The organism is Sphingomonas sp. SORGH_AS_0879 (genome assembly GCF_030819175.1).
In the GTDB taxonomy this organism is placed as follows: Bacteria; Pseudomonadota; Alphaproteobacteria; order Sphingomonadales; family Sphingomonadaceae; genus Sphingomonas.
Genome location: NZ_JAUTBJ010000002.1, coordinates 3655019 through 3669768, shown reverse-complemented (window position 1 = coordinate 3669768; position 14750 = coordinate 3655019). Strand labels below are relative to the sequence as shown.

Annotated in this window: 12 protein-coding genes, 1 tRNA gene, 1 pseudogene and 2 riboswitches; of the genes and pseudogenes, 5 read left to right on the top strand and 9 right to left on the bottom strand. The window is 67.0% G+C overall.

Annotated features, from left to right (window positions below; translation table 11 throughout):
• Positions 1-90 precede the first annotated feature (90 nt).
• The 3 genes from QE379_RS17155 to QE379_RS17145 form a co-directional block, all read right to left on the bottom strand.
• Positions 91-312, bottom strand: coding sequence for a hypothetical protein (locus tag QE379_RS17155; RefSeq protein ID WP_307002335.1), 222 nt, complete (start codon positions 310-312; stop codon positions 91-93).
• Positions 313-402: 90 nt separating this feature from the next.
• A complete protein-coding gene (gene recN, locus QE379_RS17150; protein ID WP_307002334.1) occupies positions 403-2067 on the bottom strand; it encodes a DNA repair protein RecN in 1665 nt (554 codons plus the stop codon).
• A 131-nt stretch (positions 2068-2198) separates the two neighbouring features.
• The gene (locus QE379_RS17145) at positions 2199-3131 is read right to left on the bottom strand and encodes an outer membrane protein assembly factor BamD (RefSeq protein WP_307002333.1); all 933 of its coding nucleotides are present in this window, start codon (positions 3129-3131) and stop codon (positions 2199-2201) included.
• A gap of 209 nt (positions 3132-3340) precedes the next feature.
• On the opposite strand from QE379_RS17145, the gene QE379_RS17140 reads away from it, so the two are divergent.
• The gene (locus QE379_RS17140; RefSeq protein ID WP_307002332.1) at positions 3341-4165 is read left to right on the top strand and encodes a phosphoheptose isomerase; all 825 of its coding nucleotides are present in this window, start codon (positions 3341-3343) and stop codon (positions 4163-4165) included.
• 135 nt (positions 4166-4300) lie between these two features.
• Here QE379_RS17140 and QE379_RS17135 read toward each other — a convergent pair whose 3' ends face one another.
• Entirely contained in the window at positions 4301-5743 is a 1443-nt protein-coding gene (locus QE379_RS17135; RefSeq protein WP_373461818.1) for a S41 family peptidase, read from the bottom strand.
• A 222-nt stretch (positions 5744-5965) separates the two neighbouring features.
• Here QE379_RS17135 and QE379_RS17130 point away from each other — a divergent pair, with 222 nt between their 5' ends.
• Positions 5966-7153: a glycosyltransferase gene (locus QE379_RS17130; RefSeq protein WP_307002331.1), complete on the top strand. Its 1188-nt coding sequence runs from the start codon at positions 5966-5968 to the stop codon at positions 7151-7153.
• Positions 7154-7406: 253 nt separating this feature from the next.
• Here QE379_RS17130 and QE379_RS17125 read toward each other — a convergent pair whose 3' ends face one another.
• From QE379_RS17125 to yajC, 4 genes are read right to left on the bottom strand one after another with little or no spacing between them, the layout of a single operon-like run.
• A complete protein-coding gene (locus QE379_RS17125; RefSeq protein ID WP_307002330.1) occupies positions 7407-7790 on the bottom strand; it encodes an Mth938-like domain-containing protein in 384 nt (127 codons plus the stop codon).
• Positions 7787-8767: a protein translocase subunit SecF gene (gene secF / locus QE379_RS17120; RefSeq protein WP_307002329.1), complete on the bottom strand. Its 981-nt coding sequence runs from the start codon at positions 8765-8767 to the stop codon at positions 7787-7789. The genes QE379_RS17125 and secF overlap by 4 nt, the downstream gene beginning before the upstream one ends.
• Before the next feature lie 16 nt (positions 8768-8783).
• Positions 8784-10388 carry a protein translocase subunit SecD gene (secD, locus tag QE379_RS17115; RefSeq protein WP_307002328.1) on the bottom strand — a complete coding sequence of 535 codons (1605 nt, stop codon included), beginning with the start codon at positions 10386-10388 and terminating at the stop codon, positions 8784-8786.
• Between the two features lie 7 nt (positions 10389-10395).
• Entirely contained in the window at positions 10396-10731 is a 336-nt protein-coding gene (yajC, locus tag QE379_RS17110) for a preprotein translocase subunit YajC (RefSeq protein ID WP_307002327.1), read from the bottom strand.
• Between the two features lie 192 nt (positions 10732-10923).
• On the opposite strand from yajC, the gene QE379_RS17105 reads away from it, so the two are divergent.
• A tRNA-Pro gene (locus QE379_RS17105) sits at positions 10924-11000 on the top strand.
• Positions 11001-11198: 198 nt separating this feature from the next.
• Here QE379_RS17105 and QE379_RS17100 read toward each other — a convergent pair.
• On the bottom strand, positions 11199-11756 hold the full coding sequence (locus tag QE379_RS17100; protein WP_307002326.1) for a septal ring lytic transglycosylase RlpA family protein: 558 nt from the start codon (positions 11754-11756) through the stop codon (positions 11199-11201).
• Between the two features lie 112 nt (positions 11757-11868).
• Positions 11869-12072, top strand: a riboswitch (cobalamin riboswitch).
• Positions 12073-12236: 164 nt separating this feature from the next.
• Here QE379_RS17100 and QE379_RS17095 point away from each other — a divergent pair.
• A pseudogene (locus QE379_RS17095) lies at positions 12237-13308 on the top strand (HoxN/HupN/NixA family nickel/cobalt transporter).
• A 22-nt stretch (positions 13309-13330) separates the two neighbouring features.
• Positions 13331-13529: riboswitch (cobalamin riboswitch) on the top strand.
• 178 nt (positions 13530-13707) lie between these two features.
• Positions 13708-14745, top strand: a complete 1038-nt coding sequence (gene cobW / locus QE379_RS17090; protein WP_307002325.1) for a cobalamin biosynthesis protein CobW — start codon at positions 13708-13710, stop codon at positions 14743-14745.
• The last annotated feature ends 5 nt before the right edge of the window (positions 14746-14750 follow it).

Here is a 14750-nt window from a genome sequence, read left to right as displayed (position 1 = left end):
GCCGACCGTGCTAGTCCACCCTCCGCTCGGGGATCAAGATGGTGGACCGATAACTGGATCAAGCCGCAGGGCGGCATGTATGCCGATCGCTCAGGGTACGGGGTCGGCATGAGGATCGGAAAACGGCTCAGGCCCAACCGGGCCGTCAAGACCATGCTCGATCAGCCATGATCGGGCCTGTTCGATATGGATGGCGACCATCGCCAGATCGAGCTTGTCCGTCAGGGCAAGACAGGACTGAAGTCCGGCGACGAGTTGCGTCATATCGTTTGTATTGTCTTGCAACACGGTCGAGGTGAATTTTGCAAGCATGCGGCGCATCCGAAGTTCAGGCTATGGGATACATAATGTCCTGGAAGCGTATCGGGTCCGTATCTGATATAAAATTGATTTCTATCAATGTCACTGGGACTCCAACAGACGGTCCGCCTGGGCGCGTGCCTCATCGGTGATGGTCGCGCCGGACAGCATCCGGGCGATCTCTTCGCGCCGCTCCGCCTCGCATAGCGCGCGAACCCCGGTGCGCGTGACGGTGCCGTCATGGCTCTTGGCGATCAGCAGATGCGCCGCACCCCGTGCCGCCACCTGGGGACTGTGGGTGACGACCAGCAATTGCGTCCGCCCCGCCAGCCGGTGCAGCCGGTCGCCGATCGCCGAGGCCACCGCGCCGCCGACGCCGCGATCGATCTCGTCGAAGATCATGGTGGTCGCGCCGCCCTCCTCGGCCAGCGCGACCTTCACCGCCAGGATGAAGCGCGACAATTCGCCGCCGCTGGCGATCTTCATCAGGGGGGCGAAGGGCGCGCCGGGGTTGGTCGAGATTTCGAACTCCACCCGGTCCTTGCCCGCTGCCGACCAACCCGAAGGTTCGACCGGCGCGACGGTGGTGCGGAACCGGGCGGCGTCGAGCTTGAGCGGGGCGAGTTCGCTCTTCACCGACTGGTCGAGGCGTTCGGCGGCGGCAGCGCGCGCCTTCGACACCTGCGCGGCGGCCTTGTCATAGGCCGCGCGCGTGGTCGCGACCGCCGCCTCCAGCCGCCCGATGCCTTCCTCGCCCGCGTCCAGCCGTTCCAGACGCCCGCGAAGCTGTTCGGTCAGTTCGGCCAGATCGTCGGGCTGCACCCGATGCTTGCGCGCCATGCCGCGCAATTCGAACAGTCGTGCCTCATCCTCTTCCAGCGCGCGCGGATCATAGGCGAGTTCGCGCTGCGCCTCGACCAGCCGTTCCTCGGCCAGCGACGCCTCGATCACCGCGCGATCGATCGCCGCCAGCGCGTCGGCCAGCGCGGGATGGTCCTCACCGATCCGCTCCAGCACCCGAGCGGCCTGGCGCAGGCCCGCCAGTGCGCCGTCCGATCCTTGAAGATGCTCCTCGATCGCGCCGAGTTCGCCCGCGATCTTCTCCGACCGTTGCATGGTGCGGCGGCGATCGGCCAGCGCCTCTTCCTCGCCTGGCTCGGGCGCCAGCTTGGTCAGTTCGGCCACCGCATGTTCCAGCCATTCGCGATCACGCGCCGCCGTCTCGATCTCCTCGCGTGCGCTGGTCAGCGCCGCCTCCGCCTCGCGAAGGCGCGTCCAGGCGGCGGCGACCGCCTGGGTGTCGATCCGCCCGAAACTGTCGAGCATCGTCCGATGCCCGCGCGGGTTCAGCAGGCCGCGATCGTCATGCTGGCCATGGATCTCGACCAGAAAGGGCGCGATCTCGCGCAGCAAGGCGGCGGAGGCGGGCTGGTTGTTGACGAAGCCCCGGCTGCCGCCATCGGCCTTGACCTGTCGCCGGACGATCAGGGGTTCGCCGGGTTCGATCTCGATACCCGCTTCGTCCAGGATGGCGGACAGGCGGCTGTCGGGGGCAGGCGGCTCGAAGCTGGCGGTAACGATCGCTTGCCCTGCGCCATGCCGCACCAGTCCGCTGTCGCCGCGTCCGCCCAGCGCCAGACCCAGCGCATCGAGCAGGATCGATTTTCCCGCGCCGGTCTCCCCGGTCAGAACGCCCAGGCCTTGGCCGAAATCGAGGTCGAGCGCCTCGATCAGCACGACATCACGAATGGACAGCGCGGTCAGCATGGCGGGCGATATAGAGCGAAACGCCGCGCGATGTTATCCCCCACGCGCGAAAATGATCCCGATTTGTTCGGGTGGCTATCCTTTCCCTTTCCCCTCAGGGAGGGGAGAGGGAAGGAAGCGTCGCGCTGGGCTCAGCTGGTCGGGGAGCTGTTGTTGCCGGTCGGGGTGGGACGGCCCGGTGCCGCCGCGCTGGGGGTGGCGGTGCCGGTGCCCGGCAGGCCGATATTGACCGATCCCGGCGTGCCGGTCGGCACCACGGGCTGGCCCGGCTGGATCGCGGGGATCGGCTGGACCGGATATTCGCGCATCAGCTTGTAGGCGCGGTTATACCAGTCGCTGCCTGGATAATTGGCGCCCAGCACGGCGGCGGCGCGCTCGGCCTCGGGGCGGACGCCCAGCGCCAGATAGGCTTCGGTCAGCCGCAACAGCGCCTCGGGCGTGTGGCTGGTCGTCTGGTATTTGTCGATGACGGTGCGGAAGCGCATCGACGCGGCCAGCCACTGGTGCCGATCCTCGTAGAAGCGGCCGATCTCCATTTCCTTGCCCGCCAGGTGGTCGTTGACCAGATCGACCTTCAACCGCGCGTCGGCGGCATAGCGCGTGTTGGGATAGCGACGCATCAACTCGCCCAGCGCGTCCAGCGCCTGGCGGGTGATCTTCTGGTCGCGGGTCACGTCCTGAATCTGCTCGTAATAGCCGAGCGCGATCAGATAATAGGCATAGGGCGCGTCGCGATTGCCGGGGTGGACCGAGATGAAACGCTGCGCCGACTGGATCGACTGGGTATAGTCGCGACCCAGATAATAGCTGAAAGCGCTCATCAACTGCGCGCGGCGGGCCCAGATCGAATAGGGGTGCTGACGCTCCACCTCGTCGAACAGCAGCGCCGCCTCCTTGTAGCGGTGCTGGTCCAGCCGGTTCTTGGCGGCCGTATACAGCGTGCCGACGTCGCGGGCGACATAGGGCAGGTCGGTGCGGGTACGGTTGCGGGCGCAACCCGCGATCGGAAGGGCCATGACGGCGATGAGCGCCAGCGACAGCGCACGGGAACGGGGGTTACGCATCGCGCATGTCCTTAGCGCAGCATGAGGGCGGGGAACAGTCCCTCCGCGCACCCGCTTTGCGACAGACGGCTTGCCATCGCCCAGATGCGCGCGCCCTATTGCGTTCGCCGCGATGCGCGCGGCATGGGGGTGGCGAAGGTACGGGCGGCGGAACGGCCCGCCCGTCCAAGCGGTTGAACCGCCGCCCGATCGGAAGGAATCACGCCACCATGCCCGCCACGATGCTCCACACCCACCGCGTCGAAAAGCCCTGGGGTCGCCACACGCTGTATCCGGGGTTCGAGGATGCCGCCCCCGACGGCGCGCCGATCGGTGAGGTCTGGTTCCAGGAACCCGGCGACACCTCGCCCGACCTGCTCATCAAATATCTGTTCACCAGCGAGAAGCTGTCGGTGCAGGTCCATCCTGATGACGAACAGGCCCATGCCCGTGGCCTGCCGCGCGGCAAGGACGAATGCTGGACGATCCTGACCGCCGAGCCCGATTCGACCATCGCGCTGGGCCCCAAGGCGCCGATGACCAAGGAGCAACTGCGGGCCGATGCGCTGGACGGCTCTGTCGAGGCGGACCTCGACTGGGTGCCCGTGAAGGAAGGCGATTTCTATTACGCGCCCTCGGGCACCATCCATGCGATCGGCGCCGGGCTGACCGTGATCGAGGTGCAGCAGAACAGCGAGACGACCTATCGCCTCTATGATTACGGCAGCGACCGCGAGCTGCATCTGGAGGACGGCGTCGATGTCGCGCATCTGACCCCGTATCAGCCGATCGTCTCGCCGGGACCGGCGGGCGAGGGGCGCGATATCCTGGTCGAAGGGCCCAAATTCGTGCTGGAGCGCTGGGCGGCGGGCGACCACGCCGTCGCTTTGCCCGAGGGGCGCACCGCCTGGCTGATCCCGATCACCGGCAGCGGCGAGGTCGCGGGCGTCGCGTTCCAGGCGGGCCAGTGCCTGACCGTGACGGGAGCCGAGACGATCACCCTGTCGGCGGACGGCGACGCGCTGTTCGCCTATTCGGGCACGAAGCGGAAGTAAGCGCCTATTCCTCCCCGGGAAGGGGAGGCGGCAGTCCGAAGGACTGACGAGGGGTGTCACCATCAGCGGGAACACCCCTCCACCACCGCTTCGCGGCGGTCCCCCTCCCCTTGCAGGGGAGGAATCAAACAGGTCCTAGAACAGTCCAGGCACATCCCGCTGCGCGGCCGAGGGGCGCGGGGGCTGGACCAGCTTGCGCGGGCCGTCGCCTGCCGACTGCCCCGAAGCGCCGACGCTGATCGGCGTACAGCTCTTGCCCTGCAGGAAGTCGAGCGCGGCGCGGGTCGAGGCTTCCTGCGGATCGCCCATCCGGCGGGTCAGGTCGTCGCTGGCACGGCAACTGGCGGGGACGATCCCGGCCAGGCCATTATAATAATCACCCTGCCGGTTGGCGTTCTGAAGCGAGATGGCGATGACGCGCAGGCGGTCGTCGCACCGGGCATTGTCGCGCGCGATCTGGCCCACCGGCTTGCCATAGGTGTTGGCACCGATCAGCCCCGAGGCCGATCCCAGATAGGGCAGGGTCCGGTTGAGGACCAGTTCGCTGGCCGAGGCCGTGCCGCCGGTGCCGATAAAGGCGATCCGGGTCGGCGCGATCGATTCGGGCTGGGGCGCGAAATAGGTGGTCCGGTTGTTCGACGCCTTGCTCGGGCGGAAGGCGATATAGCCCATCACGTCCGAAGTTTGGCGCGTCCCGCCGAGCAGGTTGTTGAACAGGTCGGCGATGTCGATGCTGCCCCCGCCATTGTAGCGCAGGTCGACGACGACCTGGGTGATGCCCTGCTGCTTGAAGGTCGCGAAGGCGGCGCGAAGCTGCGGGTCGGCGGTGCCGATGAAGGTGCGCAGGTTGATATAACCATAGCGCTGGCCGTTGTCGGTGATGATCTGCGTCCCGTAATTGGGCGATACGGGTTGCAGCGTATAGGCCGCTTTGGTGAGCGCGACGGTGCGCACCGCGCCCGATGTATCAGCAACCGTGAAATAACGCGTGGTTCCCGCCGTATCGGGGCCGAGCGCGTCGGAGATGCCGTTATTGGGATCGGCGCTGACGATGGCCTGGATCGACCGGATATCGGAGGCGGTGGTGCCGATCCCCCGGATCTCGGTGCCGCGATCGATCCCCGCCGCCAGGGCCACGCCGCTTTCGAACGACTCGGCGATCAACAGCTTGCTCTGCGTCGCATCGGTGGTCAGGCGAAAGCCGAAGCCCGCATCCGCGCCCGAGTTGTAATAGGCATCCTCCTCCTTGATGGAGGTGATGTAGGTGAAATACCGGTCCTTGCGCTGCGCCCGCGCGGTCGCGGTCAGCGCGTCGATATAGTCGCTGACCGTCGCATAGGGCGACGGGTCGAGCGAGGCGGGCAGCGTTTCGGGAAAGAGATACCATTCGTTCATCTGGGCCGAGACCCAGTTCTGGCGATTGCGTAGCGAGCAGGCCGATTCCGTGGTGCCGTTGGGCGAATTCCCGCCGCCGGTGGCCATCGATCCCGTGGCACTGCCGCCCCCGTCACCGCATCCCGCCAGCGTCGCCGCCAGCGCCAGCGCAGCACCCCAACGTCCGAATCGCCCCATCGCCATCCTCGCCCCCTGAAGCCGTCCATCGGATAGCCCAACGGCCCAAATCTGTCAGGACGCATCTGTCGAGGGCATGAATGAATCCCGTCTTTGTCGTTAATTTCGCTAAGCTTATGGTGAAACGCCCTCGATCCGGACAAATGTTGCAGACATCCGGACACGATGCTTCCAGAAACACTGTCGATCGACATGCATTTTGCCGGTCGGTAGAGGCTAAGAGCATCCATGCTGAATGTGCTGACCCTGTCGAGCCTGTTTCCCGACTCGACTCGGCCCAATTTCGGCATCTTCGTCCAGCGGCAGACCGCAGCGCTGGCGATGCGACCGGGCGTCGGGGTGCGCGTGGTGGCGCCGATCGGCCTGCCTGTCTGGCCGCTGGCGCGATCGGATCGTTTCCGGGCCCAGGCGGCCTTGCCGTTGCGGGAGGTATGGCGCGGGCTGGATGTCAGCCGTCCGCGCTTCACCACCCTGCCGGGGACGGGGGGGCGGTTTCATGTCCCCGCTTTGATCCGTGCGCTGGTCCCGGTGCTGGACCGGCTGCGCGACGAACGGGCCTTTGACGTGATCGACGCGTCCTTCTTCTTCCCCGACGGCCCGGCGGCGGTGGCGCTGGGGCGGCGTTACGGCGTGCCGGTGTCGATCAAGGCACGGGGAGCGGACATCCACCATTGGGGCCATATGCCCGCGACCCGTCACCAGGTCGCGCGAGCGGCGGCGGCGGCGGACGGCCTGCTGGCGGTCAGTGACGCGATGGCGGACGACATCGCCGCGCTGGGCGTCCCGCGCGGGCGTATCCGGGTTCATCATACCGGCGTGGATCAGGCGCGCTTCCAGCCGATCGACCGGGGCGAGGCCAAGGCTGGGCTGGGTGTTTCCGGGCCGCTTATTCTGTCCTTGGGGGCGCTGATCCCGCGTAAAGGACATGGCGTGGTGATCGACGCGGTGGCGCGTTTGCCCGGCGTCACGCTGATGATCGTCGGGGAGGGGGCCGATCGCACCGCCTTGCAGGCGCGGGCCGAGCGGCTGGGGGTGGCGGATCGGGTTCGTCTGATCGGGGCGATCCCGCATGACGAATTGCCCGGACTGTTGGGCGCGGCGGACGTGATGGCGCTGGCATCGGCATCCGAAGGGCTGGCCAATGCCTGGGTCGAATCGCTCGCCTGCGGTACGCCGATCGTCATCACGCCGGCGGGCGGAGCGGGGGACGTCGTCACCAGCCGCACCGCCGGACGGATCACCCAGGCCGAGCCGGGAGCCTTCGCAGTGGCGATCCGCGACGTGCTGGACCAGGCCCCCGATCCCTGGGCGGTTCGGGCGGCGGTGCGCGACTTCACCTGGCCGACCAACGCGGCGGCGCTACACTCGCATCTGGCGGAACTGGTGTCGCGTAACGTTGTCGGCATGCGGTCTTAAAGGCTGTTCGCGCAGAGGCGCGGAGGACGCAGAGGGGTTTCGCCTGCTGCGCCTTCAACCTGCGATTATCGGCTGTTGGTGAGGTGGGGCATGGCCCTTTGCGAGCCATCTCTGCGTCCTCTGCGCCTCTGCGCGAACAAAAATCTTCCGCTCTTCGCGATAAATGACGATGCGCCGCTATCCGGGCGAAAGCCGGGATACTCGGCGGATGTCACGCTTCGTCAGATGAGGGGTCGCCGCCCGCGCCGAAGCGTCAGGCGTCGAGCGGGTAGAGCGCCGCGCAGATCTTGCGGCCTTCGCTGCGCAGCACGCCCCAGGCGCGGGCGGCGGCGCGGCTGTCCATCACTTCGACACCCAGGCCGCGCGCTTCCAGGGCGGCGGCGAAGGCGGCGGGGGCGCGGCGCAGGGTCGCGCCGGTGCCGAGCAACAGGAATTCCGGCGCTTCATCGACCAGTTCGGCGACGACATCCGCCGTCAGCGATTCGAACGGTGGCGGGCTCCACGGCTCATGCCAGTCGGGCGAGAGCAGCAGCGCGGGATAGGCGATGTCGCCGACCCGAAAGCCCGTGGCGGCGAAGCCACGGACGATCGGGCCGGGCGCGGTCGGATCGCGCGTGATGCGGATCGAATCGCTCATGGCTCGCGCGGGGTGATCCGCTCGGCATCGGAGACCTTGCGCTTGTCGGTGGTGCCCGGCTTCTCGCGGTTGGGCTCGGCGCGCAGGCCCAGCGTGATGAGCAGCGAGGACGAGACGTAGATCGACGAATAGGTGCCGACCACGATGCCCAGGATCATCGCCGCGGTGAAGCCGCGCAGCACATGGCCGCCCAGCAGCAGCAGCGCGATCAGCGCCAGCAGGATGGTGACCGAGGTCATCACCGTGCGCGGCAGCGTCTCGTTCACCGACAGGTTGATGATCTCGCGCATCTCCATCTTGCGATAGCGGCGCATATTCTCGCGGATGCGGTCGTCGATGACGATCTTGTCGTTGATCGAATAGCCGATGATGGTCAGGAACGCCGCGATGATCGTCAGGTCGAGTTCGAACTGGGTCACCGCGAAGAATCCGAGCGTGACCAGCAGATCGTGGACGATCGCGACGATGGTCGACACGCCGAACTGCCATTCGAAGCGGAAGATGGCGAACAGGCCGATGCCCAGGATCGCCAGCACCACCGCCAGCACGCCGTGCTTGATCAGCTCGTCGGATACCTTGCCCGACACCGTGTCGTAACGGCTGAAGGTCGCGCCGGGGAATTGCTGGCCCAGCGCGGTCTCGACCTTGCGCACGACGGCGTTGGTCGCGCCTTCGTCCTTGGAGGCGGGCACCGGCAGGCGGATGCTGATGGTGCGGCCGTCGCCGACCGTCTGGATATTGGCTTCACCCACGCCCAGCCCATCGACGACCGAGCGAACCCGGTCGGCGGAGGGCGGGGTGGGGAATTTCTCTTCGATCATCAGGCCGCCGACAAAGTCGACGCCCAGATTGAGGCCCTTGGCGAAGGTGACGCCGACCGCCAGCAGGGTGAGCGCGAGCGTCAGCCCGAACGCCCAGCCGCGCAGGCGGACGAAGTCGATGTTCGTGTTGTCGGGGACGAGTTTCAGGAGGCGCATGATCTGTTCTCCTGCCTCAAATGTTGATGGTCTTGGGCTTTTCGCGGCGCAACCAGAGCGCCACGAGCATCCGCGTGAAGGTAACGGCGGTGAACACGCTGGTCACGATGCCGATCAGCAGCACGACCGCGAAGCCCTTCACCGGGCCCGAGCCGAGCACGAGCATGATGACGCCCGAGATGGCGTGGGTCACGTTCGCCTCGAAAATGGTGCGGCTGGCTTCCTTGTAACCCAGTTCGACCGCCTGGACGACGTTGCGCCCGCGCCGTCGCTCTTCGCGAATCCGCTCGTTGATCAGTACATTGGCGTCGACCGCGGTGCCGATGGTCAGGATGAAGCCCGCGATACCCGGCAGGGTCAGCGTCGCGTTGAGCATCGCCATGACGGCCAGGATGACCAGCACGTTGATGACGACCGCGATGTTCGCATAGATGCCGAACCGGCCATAGGTGAGGGTCATGAAGACGATCACCGCGACCGCCGCGATCGCCGAGGCGAGAATGCCCGCGCGGATCGAGTCGGCGCCCAGGTCAGGACCGACGGTGCGTTCCTCGACGACCTTCAGGTCGATCGGCAGCTTGCCCGAACGCAGCGAGATGGCAAGCTGGTTGGCGGTATCGACGGTGAAGTTGCCGCTGATCTGGGCGCGACCGCCGAGGATCGGTTCGTTGATGTTGGGGGCCGACAGCACCTGGCCGTCGAGGATGATCGCGAAGGGCTTGCCGGTATTTTCCTGCGTGATCCGCGCGAACTTGCGGCCGCCCTGCGCGTCGAAGGTAATCGCCACCTGCGGCGCGTTGGTCTGCTGGTCGAAGGTCTGTTGCGCGTCGATCAACTGGTCGCCCGAGATGATGACGGGGCGCTTCACCGCGATCACCGGCGCGCCCAGCGGGTTGCCGGGATAGGGCAGGACTTGGCTGCCGGCGGGGGCATTGCCCTTGACCACTTCGACCGGGTTGGCGGTGGTGTCGACCAGCTTGAATTCCAGCTTGGCGGTCTTGCCGATCAGGTCTTTCAGCGCCTGCGGATTTTGCAGGCCGGGCACCTGCACCACGATGCGGTTGGAGCCTTGCTGGAGGATGGTGGGCTCCTTGGTGCCCAGCGCGTCGATGCGGCGACGCACGACCTCGGTCGCGGTCTTCATCGCGGTATCGACCGCCTGGGTCAGTCCGGCCTGGGTCGGCTTCAGGACGAAGCGCGAGGTGTCGACGACCTGAATATCCCATTCGCGCTGGCCGGTCATGCCCGCCCCGCCGCCGGTGATCGTCAGCAGCCGCTCGCGCGCCGCATCGACCTGGGACGGGTCGCGCAGCATGAAGCTGAGCTGGCCGCCACGGACCGAGATGTCACCGATGTCGATACGCGGATTGCCGCGCCGCATCTCGGCCGCGACCTGATCGCGCATCGTCTCCAGCCGGGTATTGGCGAGGTCGGCGGTGTCCGCCTCCAGCAGCAGATAGCTGCCGCCCGCCAGGTCGAGGCCCTTGTTGACGCGCGGATGGGGGATCGCCCCCCATTTGTCGGTCATGCTCTCGGGCAGGAAGCTCGGGATCGCCAGCAGGCACAGGGCCGCCAGCAGCGCGACGATGGAAGCGACCTTCCAGCGGGGGAAATCCAGCATCGGTGGATCAGTCGTTCGCGGGCTTGGCCGTGGGATCGACCACGTCGGTCAGCGTCGCCTTGACCACGCGGACGCGGACATTGGGGGCGATCTCGACCTCGACCAGCGTGTCCTCGACGCGGGTCACCTTGCCGACGATGCCGCCCGCCGTGGTGACCTGATCGCCCTTCTTGACCCCCTCGACCGCCGCTTGCAGCGTCTTCATCCGGCGCTGTTGCGGGCGGATCATCAGGAAATAGAAGACGACGAAGACGAGGAGCAGCGGCGCGAGGCTGAGGAACGAGGCGGCGCCGCTGGACGCGGCGGCCCCGGTGGTTGCCTGGGCGGTGAAGGGAATGAACATTCGGACCCGTCTATGCTGAATGGGCACGGGCACCGGCCGACCGATGACGATCGACAAGCCCCCATGTCGGATAGCCTGCCCGCTACCATCGCAGGCGGACAGGCGCAATGGAGAGCCGGATGTGGTGTCGGCACCATTGCAACATCAAGGCTTGCATCCCACGGAAAACCCGCCTAGAGGCCGCCGCTCGGTCGGGGCGTAGCGCAGCCTGGTAGCGCATCACACTGGGGGTGTGGGGGTCGCAGGTTCGAATCCTGTCGCCCCGACCAATCTTCTTCCTACATGGGCGGATGACGGCGGAGCGGGCGGAAGCCCGCTTTTTTCGTTGTGCTCTATCCTCCCCAAGCTTGCTTGGGGAGGGGAACCGCTCGGCGTCAGCCGAATGGTGGAGGGGCGGGGGCGAATGCCCCTCCACCACCGCTTCGCGGCGGTCCCCCTCCCCGCGCTCTCGCGCAGGGAGGAATGGGTTACCGCACCGTCATCCCGGCCGCCGCGATCTGCGACAGCAAATTCGCCCGCACCGCATCCGATACCGGAGGTAATGGCCGAGCCGCCTTGCCGTGGCGCAGGCGTTCGCGGTCCTTTTCGTCCGGCTCGACCCGCCGGACCCGCACCGCCGCCTTGCCCACCGCGCGCAGGCCCAGTTGCTCCGCCGCGCCGCGCGACAGGTCGATGATCCGCGACGATCCGGCGAACGGCCCGCGATCGTTGATCCGCACGATGATCCGCCGCCCGGTGTCCAGCGCCGTCACCTCGACATAGCTGGGCAGCGGCAAAGTGGTATGCGCCGCCGTCGCCCAGCCGGGGCGGAAGCGTTCGCCATTCGCGGTGCGCTTGCCCGATTCGCCGCCATACCAACTGGCATAGCCCAACATGTCATAGGTCGCGTCCTCGGCGGGGACATAGGTGACGCCGCGCACCGAATAGGGCTTGCCGATCCGCACCGGATAGTCGCTGACCGGCCGGTAGTTCCCGCCGGAGCAGGCCGCGACCAGACAGGCCGCCACCGGTGTCCATCGGCGCATCGCTTTCCTTATCATGGATGTCGATTAAGCCGCGCGCGCCGCCGGATAAAGCCGTTTGCGCCTCCATCCGCCGCAGACTATCCCCATGACGACCGGAACGGGCTTTCAGCCCAGACCGGTCTTTCGCGCCGGTGCCCTTCGGGGCTTGAAACGGGAATATGGTGCAAATCCATAGCTGTCCCTGCAACTGTAAGCGGTGAGCGAGCGATGCCGGTTCCTGCCAACGGGGAACAGCCACTGGAGCCATCCGGGAAGGCCGCATCGCCGACGCTTCGACCCGCAAGCCAGGAGACCTGCCGGTGCGAGTCGCTCTTGCCGCGATCCAGGGGATGGTCATGGCCAGGATATATTGTATCATGCGAGCGACGCCCATCGGCCGATACGAATCGGCCATCTTGCCCGGCGTGCGTCCGTGGGGCGGGATGGCGACCGCGATCGCGGAGTTCGGCCTTTGTCGCAATGACGCCAGGGGTATCACCCATGTCCGACCATCCTGCCGGAGCGCCCCGCGCCCGGTCGCCGCTGAAAAAGCGGGTCGCGCTGTTGATGGGCGCGCTGATTATCGTCAATATCGCCGTCTGGGGCTGGGCGCTGGGCGTGTTCGCGGGCAACAGCCTGATGCTGGGCACCGCCCTGCTCGCCTATAGCCTGGGGCTGCGCCACGCGGTCGATGCCGATCACATCGCCGCCATCGACAATGTCACCCGCAAGCTGATGCAGGATGGCCAGCGACCCATCGCGGTCGGCCTGTGGTTCGCGATCGGCCATTCCGCCATCGTACTGATCGCGGCGACCACGGTGGCGCTCGCCGCCAGCACGCTCGCCGATTTCGAGGCGTTCGGGCAGAGCGGCGGAACCATCGCCACCATCGTCTCGGCCAGTTTCCTGTTCGCCATCGCGATCATGAACCTCATCATCCTGCGCGACGTCTGGACCCGGTTCCGCCGGGTGGCGCGCGGCGAGCCGATGGCGGAGGCCGACGCCGACATGCTGTGTTTCCGGACAGGGGCCGCTGTCGCGGCTGTTCCGCCCGCTGTTCCGCCTGATCCGGCGAAGCTGGCATATGGCCCCGCTCGGCTTTCTGTTCGGGCTGGGCTTCGACACCGCGACCGAGGTGGCCATTCTGGGGCTTTCCGGGGCACATGCCGCCGATGGCGTGTCGCTGGCGACGATCCTGGTCTTCCCTGTGCTGTTCGCGGTCGGCATGGCGTTGATCGACACCGCCGACGGGCTGGTGATGCTGGGGGCCTATGAGTGGGCGTTCGTTCATCCGCTGCGCAAGCTCTACTATAATATGACGATCACGCTGGTTTCTGCCTTGGTGGCGCTGGTGATCGGGGGGATTCAGGCGACCGCCCTGCTGGCCGAGCGGTTCGGCTGGACGGCGGGGCCGTTCCGTTATGCGGGCGCGCTGTCCGAGCATTTCAACGTGCTGGGCTTTGCGATCGTCGGGCTGTTCGTTCTGTGCTGGGGCGCGAGTTTCCTCCTCTATCGCTGGCGCGGGTTCGCGGCGATGGAGGCGCGAATTGCCAAGCCCGGCGCGGCGGGATAAATGCCGCACATCGGGGGCGAAAGTCTCCGAAGATCGCGCCGGTGCCCGCAAGGGCTTCAAACGGGAATGGGGTGCAAATCCCCGGCTGTCCCTGCAACTGTAAGCGGTGAGCGAGCGATGCTGGTGCCCATTGAGGCACGGCCACTGGAGTGATCCGGGAAGGCGCATCCCCTTGCTTCGACCCGCGAGCCAGGAGACCTGCCGGCGTCATGGTCGCTCTTGCCTGGACCCAGGGGATGGTCGGGGCACGGTTCTCCGTCGGGGAGCGACGAAGCCATGCGGCCGGGGCCGCATCGGTCGCCGACAAGCGGGGCGGACGCATTCGACAGCGCCCGTTCGTCACCGCTCCGGCGATGGGTCCCGTCCGCGCTCGCTCGTCCGGCGCGTCGGAGAAACACTATGCGCGACCTTTCCAAGGTTCCCGTCACCATCGTCACCGGCTTTCTGGGCGCGGGCAAGACCACGCTTATCAGCCATCTGATCCGCAACGCGGGCGGCCGTCGCCTGGCGGTGGTGGTCAACGAGTTCGGCACGTTGGGCGTCGATGGCGACATCCTGCAAAGCTGCGCGATTCCCGACTGCCCGGCGGAGAATATCGTCGAACTGGCCAATGGCTGCATCTGCTGCACCGTCGCCGACGACTTCATCCCGACGGTCGAAAAGCTGCTGGCGATGGAGCCGCGCCCGGATCATATCCTGATCGAGACGTCGGGGCTGGCGCTGCCCAAGCCGCTGCTCAAGGCGTTCGACTGGCCCGCCATCCGCTCGCGGATCACGGTGGACGGCGTGGTGGCGCTGGCGGATGCGGAGGCCGTGGCTGCGGGCCGCTTCGCCCCCGATCTGGACGCGGTGGAGGCCCAGCGCGCCGCCGATCCCAGCCTCGACCATGAAACGCCGCTGTCGGAAGTGTTCGAGGACCAGTTGGCCTGTGCCGACCTTGTCCTCCTGACCAAGGCCGATCTCGCCGGGCCGGAAGGCGTCGCCAGGGCGCGCGAAATCATCGCCGCCGAAGCCCCCCGCCCGCTGCCGATGGTCGAGGCGGTGGACGGTATCGTCTCCGCCGAGATCGTGCTGGGGCTGGAAGCCGCCGCCGAGGACGACATCGCCGCGCGCCCTTCGCACCATGACGGCGCGGACGATCACGAGCATGACGATTTCGACAGCATCTCGGTGATGCTGGGCGAGGTGGATAGCCCCGAAGTGATCGCCGCGCGCATCGTCACGCTGGCCGAACAGCAGGATATCCTGCGCGTGAAGGGCTATGCGGCGGTCGCGGGCAAGCCGATGCGTTTGCTGGTCCAGGCGGTCGGTCGCCGGGTGCGGACCACTTACGACCGACCCTGGGGCGCTGGCGAGCCGCGCGGCACGCAGCTTGTCGTCATCGCCGAGCATGACCGGATCGACCGGCCTGCGATCGAGGCCGTGCTGAAGGGCTGAACGCG